The sequence below is a fragment of the Pseudomonas sp. B33.4 genome, from assembly GCF_034555375.1.
Classification (GTDB): domain Bacteria; phylum Pseudomonadota; class Gammaproteobacteria; order Pseudomonadales; family Pseudomonadaceae; genus Aquipseudomonas.
The window spans coordinates 2,615,251-2,641,089 of the sequence record NZ_CP140706.1 but is presented as its reverse complement, the minus strand read 5'-3'; the positions used below and the strand labels follow the sequence as shown (position 1 = coordinate 2,641,089).

The 25,839-nt window shown below is 57.1% G+C and carries 6 protein-coding genes; all 6 read right to left on the bottom strand.

Annotated features, from left to right (window positions below):
• Window positions 1–11: 11 nt before the first annotated feature.
• Window positions 12–497: a CdiA family toxin C-terminal domain-containing protein gene (locus tag U6037_RS11680; protein ID WP_322846855.1), complete on the bottom strand. Its 486-nt coding sequence runs from the start codon at window positions 495–497 to the stop codon at window positions 12–14.
• Window positions 461–1,180 carry a Hint domain-containing protein gene (locus U6037_RS11675; protein ID WP_322846854.1) on the bottom strand — a complete coding sequence of 240 codons (720 nt, stop codon included), beginning with the start codon at window positions 1,178–1,180 and terminating at the stop codon, window positions 461–463. The genes U6037_RS11680 and U6037_RS11675 overlap by 37 nt, the downstream gene beginning before the upstream one ends.
• An 823-nt stretch (window positions 1,181–2,003) precedes the next feature.
• The gene (locus U6037_RS11670; protein WP_322846853.1) at window positions 2,004–2,537 is read right to left on the bottom strand and encodes a hypothetical protein; all 534 of its coding nucleotides are present in this window, start codon (window positions 2,535–2,537) and stop codon (window positions 2,004–2,006) included.
• Complete coding sequence (locus U6037_RS11665) at window positions 2,534–14,593, bottom strand: filamentous hemagglutinin N-terminal domain-containing protein (protein WP_322846852.1); 12,060 nt, start codon at window positions 14,591–14,593, stop codon at window positions 2,534–2,536. The genes U6037_RS11670 and U6037_RS11665 overlap by 4 nt, the downstream gene beginning before the upstream one ends.
• A 498-nt stretch (window positions 14,594–15,091) precedes the next feature.
• Window positions 15,092–15,370, bottom strand: coding sequence for a hypothetical protein (locus U6037_RS11660; RefSeq protein ID WP_222833117.1), 279 nt, complete (start codon window positions 15,368–15,370; stop codon window positions 15,092–15,094).
• A 3-nt stretch (window positions 15,371–15,373) separates the two neighbouring features.
• Window positions 15,374–25,822 (bottom strand): filamentous hemagglutinin N-terminal domain-containing protein, encoded by a 10,449-nt coding sequence (locus tag U6037_RS11655; RefSeq protein ID WP_322846851.1) that lies wholly within the window; start codon window positions 25,820–25,822, stop codon window positions 15,374–15,376.
• Window positions 25,823–25,839 lie beyond the last annotated feature (17 nt).

The window sequence follows — 25,839 nt, the reverse complement described above, 5'->3', positions numbered from 1 at the left end:
GCACCTCACCTTTACTTTGGGTGGAAGTTTGTCACCGTTCCTGTGGTTTTATCTAAATACACCCTAAAGGTGACATGCCCTGCAACAGAGTCATATTGACTCAACCCTTTAGATAACGCTTCCTTATAGCCACTGGCTGCGGCCTGCTGCCCTAGATCAAGTATTTTCTGATCGGCAAATATTTTCGGGTCATAAACAGTTTTCGGGAAGACCTTGTCTTTGAAACCAACAATATTCCCGGCCCGATCATATGCAGGCATTTGATATCTGACAGTAGTAACTCCAGCGACGGAAGTTGGTGTTTCGCTGAGTATCTTCAACCCATTTGTAGCCGCCGCCTGATTGAAAGCATCCAAGTTATGGGTGCCGCTAATCCCGTTCTTCTGCGTAAAGCCATCAAAACTGCTGAGGTGGCTCTTGATATTGGGATTAAAACTCAACCCCTCAGGGAAATCAGCACTTACTTTTGCACCACCCGCAAAATAATCCGGAGGCAAATCACAAGGCCCAGTGTTGTGTACCCAGGTCTTGAGCTCGCCAACGTAGAACGTATGCCCACATCGACCGTCAGATTGTATGTTTTGCCCTCGGGCAGGTACAGCTCTAGCGATTCGACTTCGGACGAGGTGTTTTCGGTGTCGCCATCAGCCAGTGACTGCAGCAGATCATCCGGTTCCAGATCTTTGACAGGAATGAAATCACGTTTGGCGGGTACATAGAAGGGGTGGCTCGGCGTAACCAGCAGGGTTTCGCCTTCCGCTGCGCCAGCGCCACGAACACTTTTGAGCTTGAGGCGGTAGATCGGCTGATCCGAGCGCTGATGCGTTGCCAGAATGGCTGCAGCGAACGGCTTGCCCCCTTTCTCAGGCTTGCTCCAGACAACATCTCCCACCTTGAGCGACTCAATAACGCGGTCGCCTTGCGGTGTAGAAACTTTCGTACCCGCAGCAAAGCAGCAAGGCCCCTTCGTTACTGGGGTTCCCGCGGTGCCTTTTGCACTAACCCACTTCTCACCAACCCATTCAACGGCTCTGCCCCCAATATAGGCGGTGACAAGCCCGGTGACCGCATCGAAAGCCATACCGCCCAACTCTTGGGCGGACGCGGTCGCTACTTTATCAAACTGTTTTTCCAGCGTATGCGACGGGATCGGACTGGTAATCCAGTCTTTGAACCCCACCGCTAACCCACCTATGCCCCCAGCGATTGCACCAATCGTGTCTAAAGGGGAAAAACGGGGGACAGACCACGTTTTCAGAGTGCTTTCTAAACGTGGTCTGTCCCCGTTTACCCCCCGTTTACCCCAGACACCAAACGAACATCTGCGCCGACACCTGTTCATCTATTACCCACCCAACGAATTACCGGTTTTAGCGTTTAGCCACATAATTGCTTCGGCGCATCCATTCTCGGCGGCTTTGTTGAGATACCTGAGCTGTTCTTCATTAAGGTTTGCCGTCGACATTTGAACCGATAAGCGCATATAAAGGTTGGCGCGAAAGCTTCTTTCGTCTAGCGATACGATTGTGAAATGAGATCGTCTATCGCTGAAGATATCGCGTGTCGGTAGCATTGTCGGTTGAGGGTAGTATTTTTTATAAATAGTTTCATTTTTAGGCAGGGCCTCGATGAGTGAGCGGCAGCAAAACGGGGACAGATCACGTTTTCGGAATTTTTTCTAAACGTGGTCTGTCCCCATTTATCTAACGTGGTCTGTCCCCATTTATCTCTATCCGTCACCCTTGTCCCCTCCTTCCAAGCCGGACGCTGTGTTCCCCAGTATGGAGCATCTATTCCACCTGACTGTTCTTTCAGGAGCCGGTCATTCGCCGTTTTCTCACCATCAACACGCGGAAGACCATCACGATCCGATACCTGTCCAGCGTTGATATTTTCCGTAAAAAGGGGACCGACCACGTTTTCAGAGTGCTATCTACGTTTATCCCTATGACACAGGCTCCATTTATCGGACACTTGCTAAATCAATGGAACCAACTCATTGACTAATAGCGAACCCACTTCCCCGTAGGTATCAGTTTCGGACTATTGGGATCAATCGAACAAAGCCATTCTGGCTGTTGTCCTAACGAACCGACCAAGACACCTAAAGATTCAGGATAATTTTGCGATGCGGAGTGGTGTACCGCACCAATATAACTACCTATTCCATACGGACTTTGTAGTTGGAATCGCAATGAACCGTCAGCATTATAGATAGCTGCATTATTAGGACACTCAAAAAACCAAGGAGCAATGGAGCAGCTGAGTTTTGCTGGTTTATCTTCAAAAATCACCAGTACGCCAGTCCTATCTGAAAGAATATGAGGAATCTCCTCCACTGGGATGCTAATTTCGACGTCATCATCCAGAATCAATAAGCGCTTAAAGCCTTTAAGCGCAAGATTTTTCGTATTCGCCATACTTTTTTTAATTTCATCAAAGCTGGTTCGCGCTCCATCCCAGCGGACAAATTGTTCAAAGCCCGCCCCACCCTCGAACTCCCAAATCGTTCTAACCTCTTTAATTAGTTGTTTCATTGCAACGCCCTCACTGACCCCATATCAACTTGGTATAACTCAGGATTAGTTCGAGGTGACTTATCCATAAAATTCACCTGATGCCCGCCACCAGGCAATCGAACACCATTGGTCGCATCCCACATATCGCCGACTGTTCCCTCACGAATTCCTGGTCCTGGCTTAACAGTAAATGTAACTTGATACAATGGACCTTCTTTGAACTCCTCGGACACCGCGAGTTTATTTCTAACGTCTGCTACAGAATTTATAGGCGTATCCGTGGCCCATCCGCCTAGAGAGGTGACCGGATTCCTGCCAAACGCCTCACTTTCTAGCATTTTCGCATACTGATCTTCATTTATAGTCATCGTCATAGTGCGCGGTTGATCCACTACCTTATCTCTCACGATCGTCCCCTCCTTCCAAGCTGGACGTTGTGTACCCCAATAAGGAGGTTTTACCCCTCCCGCCTGCTCAGTCAATAGCAGATCGTTTGCCGTTTTCTCGTCATCCACACGCGGAAGACCATCACGATCCGTTACCTGTCCAGCGTTGATATTTTCCGCACGATGCTCTTTCCCCGGGACAAAGTCACGCTGGGCAGACAACCCAAAACCTTCTGCATCGCGAGTCGCATTGAATTCAACTTTATCGACTGCCGAGGTGCTGCCTGGGAGACTCCCTCCCTTCTTGCCACCTGAAGTCAACAGAAGCTCCCCACTTCCCTCCAGGTATTTTCCGGCGCCCTTGAGCAGCGCTATTTCCATTGCAGCCTTTGCAGCTTCCGTTCCGTAATCTCGAAGCGGATTCACGTCACCCGGGTAGGTCGCGCTGCTGAAAGAGTCGAGTACTTTGCTTCCCTGGCTGTATTCATATGGCGCAAACAACTCCCCGGTGGCTTGCCATCCATCAGCGAACGATGCAACGCCTCCCAGCCCGGACAACGCCGGAATCGCGCAACCAACGGCGGTTACACACGCCGGGCTGGACACTATCGCGCCGCCAAATCCTGCGGCAGCCCCTATAGCACCCAGTACCGCTCGACTGGCATTTGCCGATTGCCTGAGATTTTTGTCGTTGAGCAACAAGTCGTCGTTGACCTGATCCCATTTCGAATACTCGTCAAAGGCTCCCGTAGCGAACAGCGCACCCTGAGCATCTTTGAAACCTTTACCATCAGTTTCCAATGCTTTGATGGTTTCATACTGCGGATCATCGGGCGGAACCGAAGCACTGCAATGAACCAAGGCACAGGCCGCCGCCTTGAGTTGATAAGCTTTATCAGGGTTCTCTTTCTGCAGTTTTTCCAATGCCAACGTTTCTTTTTGATGAAGCTGACGGTTGTATTCGTCAGCCATCAAAGCGACCCACGATGCCTTGTTGACATCTCCGCCGGCCAGTCCAGCGGCGGTCAAACCGACAATCTGGGAAAATGCCTGGCGTAGCTCAGGTTGGGTGTCGAACGTGGAGTTGAGTACGCTGGCCATTGCCTGGCTGGCGCCTGCAGCCACCGCGCCGGTTTTGAAATCGCCACCGGTTGCACTGGAGATCGCGCCCCCCATCAACGCATGCATCGCAGTGCGAGCCACGCCCCCCTCGGCCCACATCGCCATACCGGTTGTATCACCCGCATCCTTTGCTGCCTGCCAGTGATTGTGGGAATAGCCCCCGACAAAGTTGAACGCGGTGGCAGCGGCCACATTGCCGGCCTGCGAAACCAGCCCTTCCTTCAAGTTATCGCTGTAACTGCCCCCACCAATCACGGTTTTTATGGCCCCGCCAGCGATCCCCTGAGCACCCGCATGAACCGCGAAACCACCGATACCTTGAAGAGTATTTAGGTCAAATCCTTTTGTAAGGTTGTTGAACGGCACCGTGTGGCCGCCGAGTTGTGGATCGATCACACCCTTTGTAACGCCAGCTGTGAGACCCGAAATCGCTGCACTTTTCAGATTGTCCTTACTAAAGGTTTCCTTAACTACAGCCCCTAGATTGCCTTTGTTATTGATCGTGCTAACGGCCGCGGTGCTGGCCATGGTGGTCAGCACGGCTGAGGCCATCACGTTCCCCAACCCTGCCGCAGTGGCAGCAGTAGCGGCCGAGGTTGCCGTTGCTGCAGTGGCCGCCGATGCCGCCGCCATAGTGCCGCTAGCGCTCGCCCCCATTGCCGTACTGGCAGACGCAACCGCTGTACTGGCAGCACCTGCCGTCAGCACGGTGACGATAATAATGATCACCAACATCGCGCCCTGACCAAGGCTTGAGCTGCTGTATTTGAACGAGTCGTGGGTTTCCTTGATCAGTTTCCAGTCGACGTCACCGCGCTTCTCGGCTTCTTTCAGCCACGCCAGTTGTGGATCTGCCTTCACCATTACATCGATGGTCTGGCTGATCGTTTTCTGGTTGATCTGTTTGATGTCGATGTTCAGGCCATCAACCGCGTTGATCACCAATTGCCCTTTGGCAATTAGCTGACTTTGGCGCAAAGTCTCGTCGGTTTTGCCTTTGCCCGACATCGAGTTCCAGGCGAGGCTGGTATTGCTTTTTGTGTGGCTCTCTTGATGCAGGTCTTTCACGCCCTCGAACGTGACGGCTCCGCCACTGCTGATAACCAGGTCGTTTCCGCTATCCAGTTTGGCCGCCTGATAATGCTGATCGCCGCCACTGGCGAGCAGCATGCTGCCGCCGGAGGTGATTTCGCTGCTGATGTTCTTCACATCAGTGACTTCGTCATGCTTGGTTTTCTTTTTGCCGAAGCTACCTTTCTTCTTCATGTCATACAGCGAGTAATCGGTATCCTGCGCAGCAAGGATATCCAGACGATCACCCGCGACCAGGTAGGCTTCATCGCCAGCAGTGACACGACTGGACACCACGGCGAGGTTTTGCCCTGCCGCCAGCGACACGTCACCACCCGCGGTAATGCCGGACATGACCTGACTGACATGGTCTTCCTGACGGGTGACTTTCTTGCTTTTGGACAGCGAGTGTTGTTCGTCCGCCGCCGAGCTGATCAGCATGTTCTCAGCCGCCGACATCGCCACATCACGCTTGGCATCGATTTCACTGGCAATGATATTGATATCGCGCTTGGCGTCGGCCTTGAAGTCACGCCCGGCATCGATGTCGGCGCCCAACTGAGTGATGTCGCTGCGGTTGTGCTTCGCGTCCATGTACACGCTGTTGGTGACTTGCACGGACGACACGTTGACGTCGCGGCCCGCGTTCATTGTCATGTCGCGGCCGCTTTGCATGACGCCGCCGACGATATTGATGTCTTGCGCCGCTTTGACGGTCAGGTCATTGGCGGCTTCGATGCGGGCTGCGTTATCGGCGTAGTCATTATGTTGCTTGGCATATCGAGTGCTGTTGTCGGACGAGGTAAGGGTCCGCTCGTTGATCACATCACCCGTGCGCGTGGTCAGGCTGACATCGCGTCCGGCGATGATGCCGCCGGCCTTGTTGACGATGTTGTTGGTCGCCAACAGATCCAGACGATTACCCGCCTCGATCGAGCCACTGTTGACCAGGTCCTTGCCCGCCGTGGCGGAGAGGTTATTGGTGGCTTTAAGCGTGCCGACGTTATCGAGGTTTTCACCGGCGATCAGCGTCACATCGTTACCAGCGATCAATGCTCCAGTCGGGCCGAGACGGCCGCTGGCTTGCGCCAGATACACCACCGGCACCAGCACTTTTTCGCCATTCACTTCGTGCTCTTCGAGCCAGACAATATCGTGCGTCAGCGCCGCGACTTGCTGCGACGTGAGGCCGACGCCGACCGACAGGTTGAGCGCGTCCTTGCTGGCGATGGCGTTGTTCATCAGGTACTTGAACATGCCCTCGTTGGAGGTCTGGCCGTCGAGGAAAGCCTGGCCGGTGCGGGCGGTCACGGCTTGCTGGATCAGACGCTGTTCATAGAGGCCATCGCCCAGGCGTTTGGCGCTCTGGTCAGGGTTGTAGCCGAGTTTTTCCAGCAGGTAATCGGAGCTCATGAACGACTTGAGGTCGGTGAGTACCGGGTTGGTTTCGATCAGGTATTTGTGCGGGTTCGAGGTCGCCGTGGTGTCTGGCAGGCCAGTGACACGCGTGACCGGACGGGTGTCGATCGACTCCTTCATGTCGTTACCGCGGTTGGGCCTGCCCGTGCCTGCAGAATTCTCCGGCACTTTTACATCGACGGTACTGGCGACTGCCTGAACCATACTTGGCGTACGGTGGAATGTATCCACGGCGCGGGTGCTGTCGGACACCGGCGCAGGTGCATCGATGAACAGGTTGCGCGGCCCGCCGCTGCTGGCGGCGACCATATGATCCTGGGCGTTCACCGACTCGCTGCCGACCGTCCACGTCGGCGCTGGCCCGGTGTTGCCGGCAGTGGCGCCACTGCTGCCCTGCCCGCTCAGACGGAACAAACCGTTCTCGCCCGTCGGCAGAGAGAAACCAGGCAGGCTCAGCGGGTTGACTTGCTGTTGGGCAAGGTCCGGCGGCAGTTGGCTGTTGATACGCACAACGACGGTGCCGCTGTTTCCGACCGAGGTATCAGCAACTTTGTTGGTACCGCCGGTTGAGCTGTAGTCCTGATGGATAACGCTGTTTTCAGCTTCCCGTGTGGCGGTGATCGAAACGTTGCCGACAGCCTGAATCACTGCGTTGCGAGAGTTCGTGACATCAGCAGCACCTGTGCTGTTAACCGGGTTTTCGGATGCAACGCGACTCTGGTAAGGCGCCAGTTCGCTCGGTAATGCCAACAGATTATTCGGGTCATACATCGATGGCGTTGAGGTTTCAAAGCCAGCGGTATATCCGGACATTGCCCGGCCATATTTGCGACTACCGACGTTTTCGCCCGTCTCGGCGTCGACGATGACGATGCCATTGCCCACGGTTTTGGCGATCGCTTTACGGATCAGGCCTTCCGGCGCGATGACGTAATACACAAAAGGGAAGTCAGGGTTGTTGCGCTGGTTGTACGGCATGATCACGTTGGCCATGAATTGCGCCGTGGTGCCTGTGCCCATCTCGAAGTTGTACTGGCGCGTGACTTCAACGGTCCCGCTCTTGGCGCCGACATTCTTCAGGCTATCGGCGGTGATGGTGATGTTGCCACCCGCCGCTACCGTGCTTTTACTGTTAAGGAATGTGCCGCCGGTAAACGTGAAATCCTTGCCGACGTTGAACATCGCCGAGGCGCTGGTATCAGTATCGAAGAATTGGTAGGTCTCGCGGCTGGCGAGGTAGTTGTTAAAGGTGCCGCCAACGCAGTCACCGCACGTTGCTGCGATGAACCCGGAAATGAGCTTGCGTTCAACTGATGCCGTCGGCCCCTCGGTACGGTTTTCGAATACATCTGAGTTGATCGTAAACCCGCGCCCGCTCTCCATCGAACCGGAAATGTTGTACACCCCCGCTGCCCGTGCCGCGCCGCCATACCCGCCGATCACCACATCGCCCAGACCGTAGAAATCACCGTGCTGGTTGGTCAGCGTGCTGACGCCGAGGGTCATGTTGTTGCCGCTGAAAATCAGCCCGCGATCGTTGAGCAACGAAGGCGTGTTGATGATGAGGTTCTGCGCCGCGCCCAGGGTGCCATTGTTGACAACGCTGCCCGCGTTGATCGTCAGGTCTTCGCTAGAGGTCATGCGTCCGGCGTTGCTGAGCTGCCCGCCGATATTGACGGTCGACGTTGCACCTACCGCGAAACTGCCGCCCGCCGCGACGTTCATCTGCGCGGCGGAGAAGTAAGCCCCACGCTGACTGGTCAAGCGGCCGCTGCCGGCATAGGTTCCGCCGATTTGCATATCGAGGATGCCATCACTGGCGATCAAGCCATCGTTGCTCCAGTTGCCGCCACGGATCTGCAGGGAATCGGAAGCCAGCAATTTGCCGCTGGCGGTCTGACTGAATTGGCCGACGTTGACGTTCAGGCGACCGGCCTGAATGACGTTGGAGTTGCTCCAGCTGTCGGCGTTGAGTTCCAGCAGCCCGCCGGTGACGATGCTGCCGCCAGCGCCGATGACATTGGTGGTGGAAATCTCGAACTTGCCGCGCCCGACGTGGTTGAGTTGCCCGCCAGCGTTGAGGAAGCCGCCGACGGCCAGGGTCATGTCGGTATTGGCGGTTTCCAGCACGCCGTTGCGGTTGTCGAGCAAGCCGCCGATCTGGAACAAGGTCTTGCCGGTGTTGCCCAGCGAACGCAGACGACCGTTCTGGTTGTCGACGCTCGCCGCTTTTACGCTCAGTTGGGTATCGCTTTCGATGACACCCGTGCCGTTACGCAACGCGCCGCTGAGACCGAAATCGATGCGGTTGGCAGCGATCTGCCCGCCGGCGTTTTCCAGACTTGAACCGGTGACGCTCAGCAACCCTTTCGAATACAGCACACCACTGCTGTTATCCAGTGCCGCCGTGGTAATGCTGCTGTCGGCCGACTGCGCGGAAATGCGCCCGCCGTTGTTGTTGAGGCCAGCCAATGCAGTAAGCGTCAGGCTCTGCGCCTGAATGATGCCGCCCTGGCGATTGTTGTTCAGGTCGAAGCCGTTGCGCAGCACGCCAACGGTGCGTGCTTCCAGTGCGCCTTTGATACTGGACAGCGTGCCGCCACGGTTATCGATGTTGGCCGCTGTGACCAAGACATTGCCGCTTTGCGCGATGACCTTGCCACTCTGGTTGTCGAAGTCACCGCTGACTTCGAGGGTCAGCGCGCCTTCGCTCTGGATCGAACCTTTACCGTTGCGCAGGCTGGCTGCGTTCAGTTGCACGCCTGCCTTCTGGCTGTAGATCAGACCGTCGGCGCTGTTGTTGAAGGCGCCCGTTGCGGTGATCTGCAACTGGTCGTTCGCCGCGACGGTGCCCTTGTTGCTGTTGTCCAGAGAAGCGGTGCGCGCCTCCAGTGTTTTCTGGCTGGCGATCTGGCCGTTCTGGTTGCGCAGATCGGTCACGCCTTTGATCAGCATCGCGCCGCTGCTCGCCAGTTTGCCGGCGTTGTTGTTCAGCTCGCCGCTCAGGATGAGGGTAAGCGCAGCGTTGCTGGCGATCTGGCCGCCGTTGTTGTCCAGACGTGTGGCCGCGGCCGTGAACGCCTGTTCGGCATTGATTGAGCCGCCAGCATTGGTGAACGCTGTGCTGACGACATCCAGTGCCGCGCCACTGAAAATCAGGCCTTGGCTGTTATCGAGTGCGCCGCCCAGCGTCAGGATTTGCCCTGCGCCACTGCTCAGATTGCCCTTGTTGCTGTTGTCGAGACTGCCTGCCTTGACGACCAGATTGCCTTGAGCAACTACAGCCCCGGCGTCACTGTTGAGCAGCGCGTCCTTGAGGTCGACCGAGACATCGGCGAACTTGCTGGAGAGCGTGCCACCGTTGCGGTTGTCCAGGTTGTCGGCGTTGACGGTGAGTCCTTGCCAACCGGAGATCAGGCCTTTCTGGTTGATCAGATCGGTGCCACGCAAAAGCAGTTTTTCACCGCTGATGATTTTGCCGGCGCCGTTGTTCACCGCTTGAGCAATCAGATCGAAACCGAGGTTGCTGGAAATCTCACCGCCCTGGTTGTTCACGTCGCGCAGACGTGTGAGCGTCAATGGCCCTTGCGCCGTGAGCACGCCGCGCTGGTTGTCGAGATCGCCATTGGCCAGATCGAGGGTGACGGCTTTGTCACCCACCAGGCGTCCGCCATTCTGGGTCAAGGACGCCAGCTTCAGGTCGATGTCGCCGCTGGCGGAGACTTCGCCGCCGTCGCTGGAGTCCAGTCCGGTGGCGGTCAGCGTCAGGTTGCCTTGGCTGTTGATCAAACCGCTGTCGCGGTTGTTCAACTCGGCACTGGTGATCTCCAGAGATTGCGCCGCGCTGATCAAGCCTTTGGTGTCATTGCGCAGCAGACCGTCCACAGTCAGGTCGAAATCGCCACGGCTGACCAGGTTGCCGCCGCTGTTGTTCAGGCTCGCGGCGCGGGCGTCGATGGCGGCTGCGCCGATAATGCCTTTGACATTGTCCAGTGCGGCCGCGATGCGCAGGGTCAGGCCCTGATTGCTCAGGAGTTTGCCGTTGCTGTTGTCGAGGCTTTGCGCCGTCAGGGTGAACGCCTCGGCGCTGGAAATCGTGCCGCCCTGGTTGTTGACGCCGTGGAGTTGCTTGAGCAGGAGCATGCCCGGGGCGTTGATCACCCCCCCGACGTTGTTCAACTGGCCGTGGTTCAGGTCCAGGCTCAGTTGCGTGTTGCTGAACAGCTTGCCACCCTGTTGATCAAACCCGCTGACCGAAGCCGTCAGCGCGTTTTGACTGCCGATACTGCCGTCGCCACCGTTGGTGACCTGGCCGGCAGTGAGGTTGAGGGTGTCGGCGCTGCTCAATTGACCGTTGCTGTTATCGAAGGCGCCGGTGGCCACGGTGACCGCGCCTTTACCGCTGAGCATGCCCTTTTGACGGTTGTCGAGGCTGGCACTGTCGAGGACGAGCGCGCCATCGGTAACCACTTGCCCGCCTTGGTTGTCGACGCTGCCGCTGCTGTCCAGCTTCAGATCCGCCGCGCTGGACAGGCTGCCACCGAGATTGGTCAATTGCGCAGTGTTGACCGTCAGCGTGCCTTCGCTGCTGACCTTGCCCGAGGTGTTATCAATGGCGCCGGTGAGGTTCAACAACATGCCTTGCTGACTGAGCAATTCGCCGCCGTCGTTCACCAGCGAGCGACCCTGCAGGTTGAACTGCGAGCCGGCATCGATCAGACCTTTGGTGCGGTTGAGCACTTCGTCGACGGTCAGGGTCAGCGCCTTGCCGGCGAAGATTTTGCCGCCGTCGCTGTTATCGAGTTTTTTACCGGTAACGCGCAAATCGTCTTTGCTGCTGATCTCGCCGCCACGGTTGTCGAGGTCAGCGACGGTCAGGATCATGTCTTGGCTCGACCCCAGCAGACCGTTCTGCCGGTTATCGAGTTGATCGGCCTCTAGTTTGAGGACGCCGGTGGCAATCAACTGACCTTTGCGGTTGTTGACGGTTTTTGCCTGCACGCTGGCATCCGCTTTGCCGGCGATATTGCCTTCACGGTTGTCCACTTCGTCAGCCGTGAGGGTCAATTGGCCGTCAGCGATGACGGTGCCGAGTTGGTTATCCAGGGTCTTGTCGGTGGCGAGCAACAACTCGCCGCGACTGCTGATCAGGCCTTCGTGGTTGTCGAGACTGGCGCTGTGGCTGTCCAGCGAAGCGGCGGAGATGACGCCTTTGAGGTTGTTCAATGCCGCCGCAATGCGCAACGTCAGGCCCTGCTGGCTGAGCAGTTTGCCGTTGCTGTTGTCGAGGTCGTGCGCGGCGAGCGTGAAGGCTTGCTGGCTGGAAATTTCCCCGCCCTGGTTGCTCACGCCGTTGAGGTTTTTCAGCAGCAGCGTGCCGGGGGCATTGATCAACCCGTTCTGGTTGTTCAACTGGCCATTGTTCAGATCGAGGGTCAGATCAGTTTTGCTGAACAGCTCACCGCCCTGTTGATCCAGCCCGGTGAGCGAAACATTCAGCGCCTGCTGGCTGGCGATGCGGCCCGTGGCGTTGTTGACCTGCTCTGCCTTGAGCGTCAGCGCCGCACCGCTGGTGAGTTTGCCACCCTGGCTGTTGTCGAATCCGCCGGTTTCGACCCGGCTGGAACCTTGGCCGAAGATCACGCCTTTGCGACTGTTATCAAGGCTGCCGCTGTTGACGGTCAGTAGGCTGTCGCCGTTGATCGAACCGGCCTGATTGAGCAACACGCCAGTGCTGGTCAGTTTCAGGTTGCCGGCACTGCCGAGGCTGCCGTTGCTGTTGTCGATGCGTGCGGCGTTGACAGTCAGTGTGCCGTCGCTGCTGATCGCGCCGAGCGAATTGGTCAGCGCATCATCGAGGGTAATCACCAGACCGTTGAGGCTGCTGAGATTACCACCGCTGTTGTCCAGCGTAGTGCCGGTAACCGTTACCGCGCCTTTGGTAGCGGCGATCAGACCTTTGCTCTGATTGATCAGTTGGGCGACGCTCAGACCAAGATCGCTGCCGGTGAGGATTTTGCCGCTATCACTGTTATCCAGACGCAGGCCTTTGACGTTCATCAGCAGGCTGCTGGAGATTTCGCCGCTGCGATTGTCGACATCGTCTACAGAGAGTGTCAGCGCTTTTGTCGTGCCGACCAGCCCGCCGTTGCGGTTGTCGAGGGTCTTGCCAGTCAGGCTCAGATTGCCTTGGGCAACCAGTGCGCCGGCCTGTTGTTGCAGCAGGCCGATGGTTGCCAACAGGTCGCCCTGACTGGAAATCCGTCCGGCCGCGTTTTGAATATCCGCAGCCGTAAGGTTGACCGGGCCGACTGCACTGACCAGGCCGCCGCTGTTATCCAGACGAGTACCAACATAGGTCAGGCCTTGCTTGCTGCTGATCACGCCTTTTTCGCGGTTATCCAGTTGCGCGATATTCAGGGTCAACTGCTGGTCGGCCTGAATCACCCCGCCCCGGTTGTCAGCCAATTCGCCGCGCAGGGCCAGGGTGCTTTTGCCAATGACTTTACCGTCGCTGTTGAGCAGCGTGCCGGCCTGCAGATCGATGGCGCCTTTGGCCGAGATATCGCCTTTGTTGCGGTTGTCGAGCGTGCCACTGATGCGCGCAGTCAGGTTGCCATCGCTGACCAGCGCACCGGCTTCACGGTTGTCCAGGCTGGCAGCTTTCAGAGCCAGCGAACGCCCCGAACCGAGTACGCCGTCGCGGTTGTCCAGCGCACCGCCGAGATCGATATTCAGGCCCAGGTCACCGAGAATCTGCCCGCTGCGGTTATCGAGCATGCCGCCGGTGATGGCGATGTTCTGACCGCTGAGCGTGCCGCCCTGATTGTTCAGGGTTTGCGCGGTGTTGACGGTCAGATTGCGGCTGGCGGTGAGGCTTTTGCCGGTGTTGTCGAGGTTCTGTGCCGTGAGGCTCAGGTCGCCGCTGGTATTGCGGCTGCCATCGGCGTTAACGCCAGCATCGATGGCGCCGGCGTTGGTCAGTTGGCCGCCCGCGCTGAGGCTGATGCTGTCGCGAGCCGCGAGGGTCTTGCGGTTGGTCAGGTTGCCCTGGGTCTGCACATTGAGCGCGGTGCCTGCATAGATCGCGCTTTGGGTATCGAGACTGGCAGCCTTGACGTTGACGGCGCCAGTGGCCGAGGTTTCTGCGAGGCTCAACTGGCCGTTGGCGTCGAGCTGGATGTCGCCGCCGCTCGCAATCAGTTTGCCGTCGAGCTTCACCCCGACCCCGGCCTCGGTGCCGACCAGTTTGATCGCCCCGGCGTACATGCCGCCCAATGCAGATGAGTCGATAGCCAGTTGCGGTTTGGCGCTACCGTCATCGGCCCGCGCCGTGGCATTCAGGGTTTGTGCGTTGACGTCGTTGCGCCCGGCGACGATCGTCAGGTTCTGCGCCTGAATCTCGGCGTTGATCTTCGCGCTGCGGGTGATGATTTCGAAACGGTCGACGTTGGTCGCGTTAAGGCCCGCGCCCTCGATCGCCACCGCCCCCTGATCAACCTGAAAGCGATCCAGTCGGCCGTTATCGAGCACCGGTTTGCCGGTGGTCAGTGTGACGCGCGGCGAATTGATGAACCCGCAACCGTTGCAGGTGATGCCGTAAGGGTTGGCGACAATGACCCGCGCCGACTGCCCCGCCACTTCGGTGTAACCGCGTAGCTGGCTCGGGTTGCCGCTGATGACTTCGTTGAGAATCGCCTGCGCCGAACCGCTGTTTTTCAGGTTCGGGTTGTCGACGATGTGCCCCCCCAGTTGCGTAACCGTATTCTGTGTTGAGCCGTTGTTGAGGATCAGTCCTTGCGCGCCGACGTTGTAATCGTGGAACTGGTTATGCGACAGGCCGCTGGCATTGGGCGTGGCGATGTTGATGATCGGCACACCATTGCCGGCGCGATCCAGCGAGGTATTGGGGTTGGCCACCACAATACCGTCGGCCTGCGCCCACATCGGTTGCCAGAACATGACGTTCGCCAGCAGGAACGCGAGTCCGCGTTTAGGCATGCCGAGGAAACGTTCGTGGTTTTTTTCGGCAGCAGAAGGCTGACTGGCCAGAAGAGCCAGTTGAAGGACGTCCATATCAGAATCTCGGGGCGGGCAACGGTCGGGGGAGGAAATCCACGCAAAAACCGACCGGCAAGGCAGACGATGTCAGCGGATGCGATCGTTGAGGAAATAAGCGAATGTCACGTCGACGGCAGGCAGGCTAGGCGCGACGAAGCGGTGATATCAATATAGTGGCACTATTGTAGAGCGGCATAATTCTGGCGTCAATTAATGGATGAGACTCGTGCTTCACGATGCCTGAGCCCAATTGGCTGCCAGCCGAACGTTGCATTCGGCTCAATAAATTTTGGAGAAATGGGGACAGGCCACATTTTTAAACGTGGTCTGTCACCATTTTTTTCCTTGTGGCGACTGGGCCTCGAGTATTGGCGTAGATGCACAGAGTTCGGAGGCAGCGGAGACCGGGAAACATTGGAGAAAGCTCTGCGTGATGAGGTGCATCATCAGGCGCAGAGCCTGGAGTAGATTTGTGGGGATCCCTCAGGGACAAACCACCTATCCGCTTTGTCTTTAGAAGAGAAAAAAAACAAGCACATATAAAAACATCGCTACTCCCGCCAACACCGCGCGGTGCATTGGATTATCTTCGGGAGCCATTCCTCCCGGTCCAATAGTTACCCAACCATCGCGTAAGTAATTGTAGACCGCTTGACCAAACCATATCTGCCCCAAGACCATCGCAAAGAAACGCTCCCGGTCCCCATTGAACCGTAAAAAGCCAGCAACCAATGCAACCACCAATAATGTCAGGCCAATTGCGTGTTTGTAGCGTTTTAGTTCACTCAACATTCACTAGTCCTTAAAAAAGCCGAGCGTCTTGTCTGCAAGCCTGTCCCACGCACCGGTCATACCAATAGTATTCGATGCCTTGCTGGCTACCTCTTTCGATAAACCACTGGCGACAGCAAATTTTTCGAAACCGGCACTCAACCCGGCACTAGTCAACGACTTATTAAAATCCTCTGGCCCCTTTAAATAGCCTGATAACAATCCTACCAGGGTCGATCCGTTAGACAGCAGCGTGGCCGTCAAACCTGCCGCTGGGACTGACGCAGCGCCCATGAACCAGCCGGCATTGCTCAATGCGTCGATATTGGCGGCGCGTATCCACTGAAGGGTTGCTGCATCTCCAAAGTCGAGGTTCGCCCCCGCCGTAAGGCAATCGGTACTTGCACAGGAATAATAGCGCGGGGTGTAGGCGTTGCCGTCTATTACAATAGGTACTCTATATCCGCCTTTTTCATCCATTGGGTAACCTGTCAATGGATCTCTTTTACCCGGTCCGTTAGGCGTCTTCGTCCAATCATGCTTGTCGTTCAAAGAGCCGAATCCTGTCTCGGCCGTCAGTGCCCAACTGTACGCACCAGTACTTTCTTTGATAAAGGCAATAATGTCTTTATCAGCAGGTGCAAAGTTCTGCAAATACATGCCATTGCCCAAATCAATCCAATTGCCACCGGTATCGTAGATCCCGCCGCTTGGCACGACTATGTCTGTTGCGGCCGTGATATTGGTGCCATTGACAGAGGACAATCTCAGTTGTGCTTCAATCTGCTCAACCGTGTATTTGCCACCACTACGCGCGGCCAATTGTGCGGCAAGGTCCTTGTCTTCCTTGTGTAATTGACGGTTGAACTGCGTAGCAAACTTTGTGACCCACGCGGCATTCGCCAATGTGTTTGCAGTGACATTTTCTTGAACCGAGCCGGCCAGGACTCCAATAATTTGAGAACTCATCGTCAGGAGATTCGGATCGCCTTTAACCAGATTATCCAGGTAACCAATCAATGCTTCGTTTGCACCGGCGGCAAGCGCACCTGTCGCAAAATCACCTCCGGTCGCCTCGGCAAGGAGCCCTCCTACCATTGCGTGAATGACAACCTTTGTCGCAGATCCGTCATCGATGACATCCTTGGTGAGATCACCTACAAGATTGAAACTGACTGCCGCCAATGTATTGAACAACGCAGTTTTCAGTACATCGCTGACATTTGCATCGCCACCCAGAGCCTTGGTTATCAGTGCAGACGTACCGCCCTGCAATACTTGACTTCCAGCGAATTGCCCCACACCCGTCCAAGTGGTCAATGGCGGTGATATCACTTTGTTGGTAACTGGATCGACTTTTATGCCTGTCAGGTCATTCAAATAGGCAGAGGTCAACCCTGCGGTGAGACCGGAAATAACGTATCCCTGCAGAGCGTCGGAGGAAGTAACGTCAGCAAATACCGCTCCAAGATTGCCACCATTATTGATAAAGCTGACTGACGCATTTGTTGCCGCACCGGAAGCAACGGCAGCAATACCAGCTGCCCAAGCCGTTCCAACTGTTCCGCTTAAGGCACCGAGAACCGCCGGTCCAACCACTGCGGCCATGACAATCGCGATGATCATTTGCGAAGCCGGACCGAGGCCTGAATTGTCGTATTTGAACGACTCGTGAATTTCTTTGACCAGCCGCCAGTCGACGTCACCCCGTGTTTCAGCATCTTTCAACCAGGCCAGTTGCGGATCAGCCTTGACCATTGTGTCGATGGTTTGACTAACGGATTGCTGGTTGACGTCCTTGATATCGATCTTCAGTCCTTCAACTGCTTTGATCGTGATTATCCCGCCTGCCGTCATATGGGTCTGACGCAGCGTTTCATCGGTATTACCCTTACCTTTCGATGACACCCATGCCGCGTTATTGTTGGTTTTCTCGTGGCTTTCCTGATGCAGGTCTTTCACACCTTCAAATGTAATGGAGCCACCGCTGTCCAGAATGATGTTCTTGCCACTTTCAAGTTCCGCCACTTGATACAGCTGGTCGCCCTTACTTTTCAGGGTCAGGTCACCCCCAGCCGAGATTTCGCTGCCAATATGAGTATTCTTGGTCACTTCGTCACGTTTGGTTTGAAGCTTGCCGAAACTACCCTTTTTCTTCTTGTCATAGAGCGAATAGTCAGAGTCTTGCAATGCAAGTATTTCGAGTTTGTCGCCTGCTGCCAAATAGGCTTCGTCACCTGCGGTAACCCGACTGGAGATCACGCTGAGGTCATTGCCTGCGTCCAGCTTGACGTCGCCACCTGCCGAAATCCCGGACATGACCTGGCTGACATGATCTTCCTGACGGGTGACCTTTTTGTTTTTGGACAGTGAGTGTTCTTCATCCGCAGCCGACGTGATGACGATATCGCCGACTGCCTTCATCGTCACATCACGTTTGGCATCAATTTGACTGGCAATGACATTGATATCGCGTTTGGCATCAGCTTTGAAATCGCCTCCAGCATCAATTTCAGCGCCCAATTGGGTCACATCGCTGCTGTTGTGCTTCGCGTCCTGGTAAACACTATTGGATACTTGCACCGAGGATATATTCAAGTCTCGAGCGGCATTCAGTACCATGTCGCGACCACTTTGCATGACACCACCAAGAATGTTGATGTCCTGAGCAGCTTTAACAGTAAGGTTATTCGAGGCTTCGATTCTTGCAGCGTTATCGGCATAGTCATGCATCTGGATGCCAAATCGGGTGGCATTGGCAGAAGTCGTTATCGTCCGGGTGTTAAGCACGTCCCCTTTGAGGGTGGTCAGGCTGACATCGCGACCTGTAATAATCCCTCCAGACTTGTTGACGATGTCATTGGTCGCCAATAGATCCAGACGATTACCTGCCTCAATCAACCCACTGTTAACCAGATCCTTACCCGCCGTCGCCAACAGATTATTCGTGGCCTTCAACGTCCCGACGTTGTCCAGGTTCTCACCGGCAATCAGCGTCACATCACTACCGGCAATCAACGCCCCGGTTGGACCCAAACGGCCATTGGCCTGGGCCAGATACACCACCGGCACCAGCACTTTTTCACCATTCACTTCATGCTCTTCGAGCCAGACGATATCGTGGGTCAGTGCCGCGACTTGCTGCGACGTGAGGCCCACACCGACCGACAGGTTGAGCGCGTCCTTGCTGGCGATGGCGTTGTTCATCAGGTACTTGAACATGCCCTCGTTAGAGGTCTGGCCGTCGAGGAAGGCCTGACCGGTGCGCGCAGTGACGGCTTGCTGAATCAGGCGCTGTTCGTAGAGACCGTCGCCCAGGCGTTTGGCGCTCTGGTCGGGGTCATAGCCGAGTTTTCCCAGCAGGTAGTCGGAGCTCATGAACGACTTGAGGTCGGTGAGTACCGGGTTGGTTTCGATCAGGTATTTGTGCGCGTTGGACGGCGCCTTGGTGTCCGGCAGGCCGGTGACGCGGGTCACCGGGCGGTTGTCGATCGAGTCTTTGGCGTCGCTGCCAACACTCGGCGTGCGACGGAATGTATCGACTGCGCGGGTGCTGTCGGAGACCTGAGCCGGCGCGTCAATAAACAGATTGCGCGGGCCGCCAGTGGTCGCGACGGCCACATGGTCCTGAGCACTGATCGCGCCACTGCCGACAGTCCAGGTCGGCGCTGGGCCGTTGGCGGACGACGCGGTGCTGCTGCCCTGCCCGCTCAAACGAAACAGGCCGTTTTCACCGGTGGGCAGGGAGAAGCCTGGCAAGCTCAGCGGATTGACTTGCTGCTGCGCGAGGTCTGGTGGCAGCTGGCTATTGATACGGATAACCGTGGTGCCACTGTTCCCGACTTTGGTGTCGGCAACTTTGTTGGTTCCGCCGGTTGAGCCGTAGTCCTCATGGATAACGGCGTTTTCAATGGTCCGAGTGGCCGTGATCGCGACTTTGCCGCCTGCCTGGATAACCGCATTGCGACCGGCAGCAGTGTTCGCGCCGTCCAAGGGACGCTCTTTATCATCAATCAGCGTGAACCCCTGCAATCCGGTGGGCATTTCCACGAGGTTGTTGGGGTCGTATTGGGATTGAGGACTGGTGTTTCCCCACGAATATCCGGACTGGGTCAAGGAGGAGACGGACTGGTTGGTCACCGAATCCTTGATTACGACGACATAGGTCGTGCCGCCATCATGGCCAGGCTCCCGCCCTTTCGCCGATGAAACGACACCCTGGGCAAAATTCCCGCTGCCGTCGATGTAATATACGTTCGGAAAGTCCGGGTTATTGCGCTGGTTGTAGCCAATCACCTCAGGCATGAAGGCGTTGAAAGAGCCTAAGTAAAGTGCGCCAGTACGGTAGATACGGGTGCGCTCGATGCTGCCGCTGACCGCGCCGACGTTCCTCAGGTTATTGGCATTGATGGTGATGTTGCCGGAAGCGCTGAGCGTACTTTTGCTGTTGAGGAACTCAGCGCCGTTGAAGACGAAATCGCCACCGGCAGTCAGCAAGGAAGAAGCCGTGGTGTCGTTGTCCTGACCACCCTCGAAGACTTCACGAGCAATAAAATTCACGTCGTAAGTGCTGCCCGAGCAATCGCCACACTGGACGGCGATAAACCCGGAAACCAGCTTGCGATTCAGGGCGAAATTTTGGGTACCGTCGTCACCGGACGTGCGGTTGGCGAAGTTGGCAGCGTCGATCTTGAAGGTTTTACCGCTCTCCATCGAACCCGACAGGTTCAACACCTGGCTGGCTTGCGCGGTGCCGTAACCCTTTATGGTCACGTTACCCAGCCCGTAGAAATCACCGTTCTGGTTCGTGAGATTGCCGACGCTGAGCGTGATGTCATTGCCGCTGAAAATCAGTCCGCGATCGTTGAGCAATGAAGGCGTGTTGATGGACAGGTTCTGCGCCGCCCCCAGACTGCCGTAGTTGACAACGCTGCCGGCGTTGACGGTCAGATCTTCGCTTGAGGAAATGCGTCCCGAGTTGAGCAATTGCCCGCCGACACGGAGGGTCGATGTCGCGCCTGCAGCGAAACTGCCGCCCGCACCAATGTTCATCTGTGCAACGGTCAGTTCGCTGCCACGCAGGCTGGTCAAGCGGCCGGTGCCCGCATAAACACCGCCCAACTGCATGTCGAGGGTGCCATCACTGGCGATGAGTCCGTTGTTGGTCCAGTTGCCGCCCCGAGCCTGCAAAGACTCCGAAGCCAGCAGTTTGCCGCTCGCGCTCTGGCTGAATTCGCGCACGTTCACGTACAGGCGACCGGCCTGAATCGCGCCGGTGTTGTTCCAGGTATCGGCATTGAGTTCCAGCAGCCCACCGGTGACGATGCTGCCACCAGCACCAAGCACATTGGCTGTGGAGATATCGAACTTGCCGCGCCCAACATGGTTGAGCTGCCCGCCGCTGTTGAGGAAGCTACCGACCGCCAGGGTCATGTCAGTGTTGGCGGTTTCCAGTACGCCATTACGGTTGTCGAGCAAGCCGCCGAGCTGAAACACGGTCTTGCCGGAGGTACCCAGCGAGCGCAGGCGACCGTTCTGGTTATCAACCGCGCTGGCTTTGACACTCAGTTGGCTGTTGCTTTCGATGACGCCCGCGCCATTGCGCAGCGCACCGCTGAGGCCGAAGTCGATACGCTCGGCGGCGATCTGTCCGCCACTGTTATCGAGACTCGCGCCGGTAACACCCAGCAGCCCTTTCGCGTAAAGCACACCAGCGCCGTTATCCAGCGCCGCCGTGGTGATGCTGCTGTCTGCCGCTTGCGCCGAGATCCGCCCGCCGTTGTTGTTCAAGCCAGCCAATGCCGACAGCGTCAGGCTCTGCGCCTGAATGATGCCGCCCTGACGGTTGTTGTTCAGGTCGAAACCATTGCGCAGAACGCCAACCGTGCGCGCTTCCAGTGCCCCCTTGATGCTGGCGAGCGTACCGCCACGGTTATCAATGTTGGCTGCCTTGATCAGCACATCACCGGTCTGGGCGATGACTTTGCCGCTCTGGTTGTCGAAATCGCCGCTGATTTCCAGAGTCAGCGCGCTGTCGCTCTGGATCGAGCCTTTGCCGTTGAGCAGCCTGGCCGCGTGCAGTTGCACATCGGCATTCTTGCTGTAGATGAGGCCATCGCCATGGTTGCTGACGGCGCCCGTCGCGGTGATCAGCAATTGGTCGTTGGCGGCGAGCGTGCCTTTGTTGCTGTTATCCAGCGAGCCGGTACGCAGGTCCAGGGTTTTCTGGCTGGCGAGCTGGCCGTTCTGATTGTGCAGATCGGTTACGCCCTTGATCAGCAGCGGACCGGCAGCAGCGAGTTTACCGGCGTTGTTGTTCAGGTCACCGCTCAGGTTGAGGGTGATCGCATCGTTACTGGCGATCTGTCCGCCACGATTGTCGAGGCTCGATGCCGTGGCATTGAAGAGCTGCTGTGCATTGATCACACCGCCGATATTGCTGAATGCCGTGCTGACGATATCCAGCGCTGCGCCACTGGCAATCAGGCCGCCCTGATTGTTATTAAGCGCACCGGCCAACGTCAGGGTCTGCCCTGCTCCACTGCTGAGGTTGCCCTTGTCGCTGTTATCGACGCTGCCAGCATTGACGCTCAGATTGCCCTGTGCGACCACGGCACCCGCACCGCTGTTGAGTAGCGCCCCCTTGAGATCAACAGTGACATCGGCGTACTTGCTGGATAGCGTGCCGCTGTCGCGGTTATCGAGGCTTTCGCCCCTGACCGTGAGCCCTTGCCAGCCGGACAGCAGGCCTTTCTGGTTGATCAGTCCGGTGCCGCGTACCAGCAGCTTTTCACCGCTGATGATTTTGCCAGCGCTGTTATTCATCGCTCGGCCGATCAAGGCAAAACCGAGGTTGCTGGAGACTTCGCCGTTCTGGTTATTCAGATCACGCAGGCGCTTGAGGGTCAGCGGACCTTTCGCGGTGAGCAAACCGTTCTGGTTGTCGAGGTCGCCGTTGGCCAGATCCACGGTGAGCGATTTGTCACTCAGCAGTCGCCCACCGTTCTGGGTCAACGAGGTCAGTGTCAGGTCAACGTCACCGTTGGCGGAGACTTCGCCATCGTTGCTGGAGTCAAGACCGGTCGCCCTCAGCGTCAGGTTGCCTTTGCTGTTGATCAAACCACTGTCGCGGTTATTGAGCTCGGCACTGTCGATGTGCAGCGTTTGTGCAGCGCTGATCAACCCCCTGGCGTCGTTACGCAGTTGGCCGTCGACGGTGATGTCCAGATCGCCACGACTGATCAGACCACCACCGCCGTTGTTCACGCTTCCCGCGCGGACATCAATGGAAGCGGCGCCGATCATGCCCTTGACGTTATCCAGTGCAGCGGCAATGCGCAGAGTCAGGCCCTGATTGCTCAAAAGATTGCCGTTGCCGTTATCCAGACTTTGCGCGGTCAGCGTGAAGGCTTCTGCGCTGGAAATCGTCCCGCCCTGGTTGTTGACGCCGTTGAGTTGTTTGAGCAGCAGCGCGCCGGGGGCGTTGATCAAACCGCCGTTGTTCAACTGACCGTGATTCAAATCCAGGCTAAGACGCGTGTTGCTGAACAGCTTGCCGCCCTGTTGATCGAGACCTGTGACCGAAGCTGTCAGAGCGCCTTGACTACCGATAATGCCGTCACCGGCATTGGTGACCTGAGCGGCGATGAGGTTCAGGGTTTCGGCACTGCTGAGCAGGCCGTTGCTGTTATCGAATGCGCCGGTGGTAACGGTGACTGCACCTTTACCGCTGAGCGTGCCCTGCTGACGGTTGTCGAGGCTGCCGCTTTCAATGACGAGTGCACCATCAGTAACAACCTTGCCGCCCTGGTTATCCACGCCGCCACGGCTGACCAGTTTCAAATCAGTGGCACTGGAAAGACTGCCTTGAGCGTTGCTCATCTGCGCGGCGTCGACCGTCAACGTCGCTTCACTGCTGACCTTGCCCTGGGTGTTATCAAAGGCGTCGGCGGCGGTCAGGAGCATGGTTTGCTGACTGCGCAATTCACCGCCGTTGTTGGCCAGAGTACGCGCTTGCACAGTCAAGAGCGTGCCCGCATCGATCAGGCCTTTGTTGCGGTTGATTACTTCATCGATGGTCAGCTTCAGCGCCTTGCCGGAAAACAGCTTGCCGCCATCGCTGTTGTCGAGTTTTTTACCGGTGAACAGCAGATCGCTGTTGGTGCTGATTTCGCCGCCACGGTTGTCCAGTTCACCAACGGTCAAGGTCATGGCTTTGGTCGAGCCCAACAGACCGTTTTGACGGTTATCAAGTTGATCGGCGTTGAGTTTGAGCACGCCGGTGGCGATCAACTTGCCTTTCTGGTTGTTGAGGTTCTGTGCCTGCACGCTGACGTCCGACTTGCCGGCGATGTTGCCGACCCGGTTGTCCAGAACACCGGCCGCGAGCGTGAGCTGGCCGTCGGCAATCACCGTACCCTGCTGGTTATCCAGCGTTTTGTCGGTGGTCAGCAGCAACACACCGCGACTACTGATCAGACCATCATGGTTGTCGAAGCTGGCGCTGTGGCTGTCCACGGACGCGCCGGAAATCACCCCTTTGACGTTGTTCAAAGCTTGCGCTACGCGCAACGTCAAACCTTGTTGCCCGAGGAGTTTTCCATTGCTGTTGTCGAACAGACCGGTATCGACCCGGCTGTCTTGTTTACCGATGATCAGGCCTTTTTGACTGTTGTCCAGGCTTGCACTGTTGACGGCCAATAGGCTATCGGTGCTGATCGAACCTGCCCGATTCAGCAATGCTCCCGCGCTGGTGATCGTGAGCTTGCCGGCACTGCTCAGGTTGCCGGTGCTGTTATCGATACGCCCGGCGTTGAGGGTCAGCGTGCCTTCACTGCTGATGACGCCGCCAGCATTGGTCAGCGCATCATCAAGCGTAATCACCAAGCCATTGAGACTGCTGAAATTGCCGCCGCTGTTGTCCAGCCTTTGGCCGGTCAGGGTCGTCGCGCCTTTGGCGGTAATCTCGCCCTTGTTGCGATTGTCGAGCAAGCCACTGACGCGCAGCGTCAGACCACCATCGCTGACCACCGAGCCGGCATCGCGGTTATCGACACTGGCGGCTTTGAGGTCTACCGCCCGCCCGGAGCCGAGCACGCCATCACGGTTGTCCAGCGCCGCGCTGAGATCGATGTTCAGGCCCAGATCGCCAAGAATCTGACCGCTGCGGTTGTCCAGAGACCCACCGGTGAGGGCGATGTTTTTTGCACTGAGCGTACCGTTCTGATTATTCAGGATGGCGGAGTTGACCGTCAGATTACGGCTGCCGAGCAAGCTCTTGCCGGTGTTGTCCAGATGCTGCGCAGTGAGACTCAGATCGCCACTGGCATTGCGACTGCCGTCGGCGTTGACGCCCGCTTCGATGGTGCCGGCGTTGGTCAGTTGCCCGCCGGCGCTGAGGTTAATGCTGTCGCGGGCGGCGAGGGTCTGGCGGTTGGTCAGGTTGCCTTGAGTCTGCACATTGAGCGCGGTGCCTGCATAGATCGCGCTTTGGGTATCGAGGCTGGCAGCCTTGACGTTGACGGCGCCAGTGGCCGAGGTTTCTGCGAGGCTCAACTGCCCGTTAGCATCGAGCTGAATATCACCGCCGCTGGCAATCAGTTTGCCGTCGAGCTTCACCCCGACCCCGGCCTCGGTGCCGACCAGTTTGATCGCCCCGGCGTACATGCCGCCCAATGCAGATGAGTCGATAGCCAGTTGCGGTTTGCTGCTGCCGTCATCGGCCCGCGCCGTGGCATTCAGGGTTTGCGCGTTGACGTCGTTACGACCGGCCACAATCGTCAGGTTCTGCGCCTGAATCTCGGCGTTGATCTTCGCGCTGCGGGTGATGATTTCAAAACGATCGACGTTGGTCGCGTTAAGGCCTGCCCCCTCGATGGCCACCGAGCCCTGATCGACCTGAAAGCGATCCAGCCGACCGTTGTCGAGCACCGGTTTACCGGTGGTCAGTGTGACGCGCGGCGAGTTGATGAAACCGCAGCCGTTGCAAGTAATGCCGTAAGGGTTGGCGACGATCACCCGCGCCGACTGCCCCGCCACTTCGGTGTAACCGCGCAACTGGCTTGGGTTGCCACTGATGACTTCGTTGAGAATCGCCTGTGCCGAACCGCTGTTTTTCAGGTTCGGGTTATCGATGATGTGGCCGCCCAACTGGGTGAGATTATTCTGCGTCGAGCCATTGTTGAGGATCAGCCCTTGCGCACCGACGTTGTAGTCGTGGAACTGGTTATGCGACAGGCCACTGGCATTGGGCGTGGCGATGTTGATGATCGGCACGCCGTTGCCGGCGCGGTCCAGCGAGGTATTCGGGTTGGCCACCACGATGCCGTCAGCCTGCGCCCACATCGGTTGCCAGAACATGACGTTCGCCAGCAGAAACGCCAGCCCGCGCTTGGGCATGCCCAAAAAACGTTCGCGGTCTTTAACGGCCACAGAAGGTTGAAGCGCAAGAAAGGCGAACTGGCGAACGTCCATGTCGATGTTCTCGGAAA

What these genes read in the sequence shown, in the direction of transcription:
- U6037_RS11670 (WP_322846853.1), bottom strand. Translation starts at nt 2,537, where the DNA reads ATGAAACAACTAATTAAAGAGGTTAGAACGATTTGGGAGTTCGAGGGT.
- U6037_RS11665 (WP_322846852.1), bottom strand. Translation starts at nt 14,593, where the DNA reads ATGGACGTCCTTCAACTGGCTCTTCTGGCCAGTCAGCCTTCTGCTGCC.
- U6037_RS11660 (WP_222833117.1), bottom strand. Translation starts at nt 15,370, where the DNA reads ATGTTGAGTGAACTAAAACGCTACAAACACGCAATTGGCCTGACATTA.
- U6037_RS11655 (WP_322846851.1), bottom strand. Translation starts at nt 25,822, where the DNA reads ATGGACGTTCGCCAGTTCGCCTTTCTTGCGCTTCAACCTTCTGTGGCC.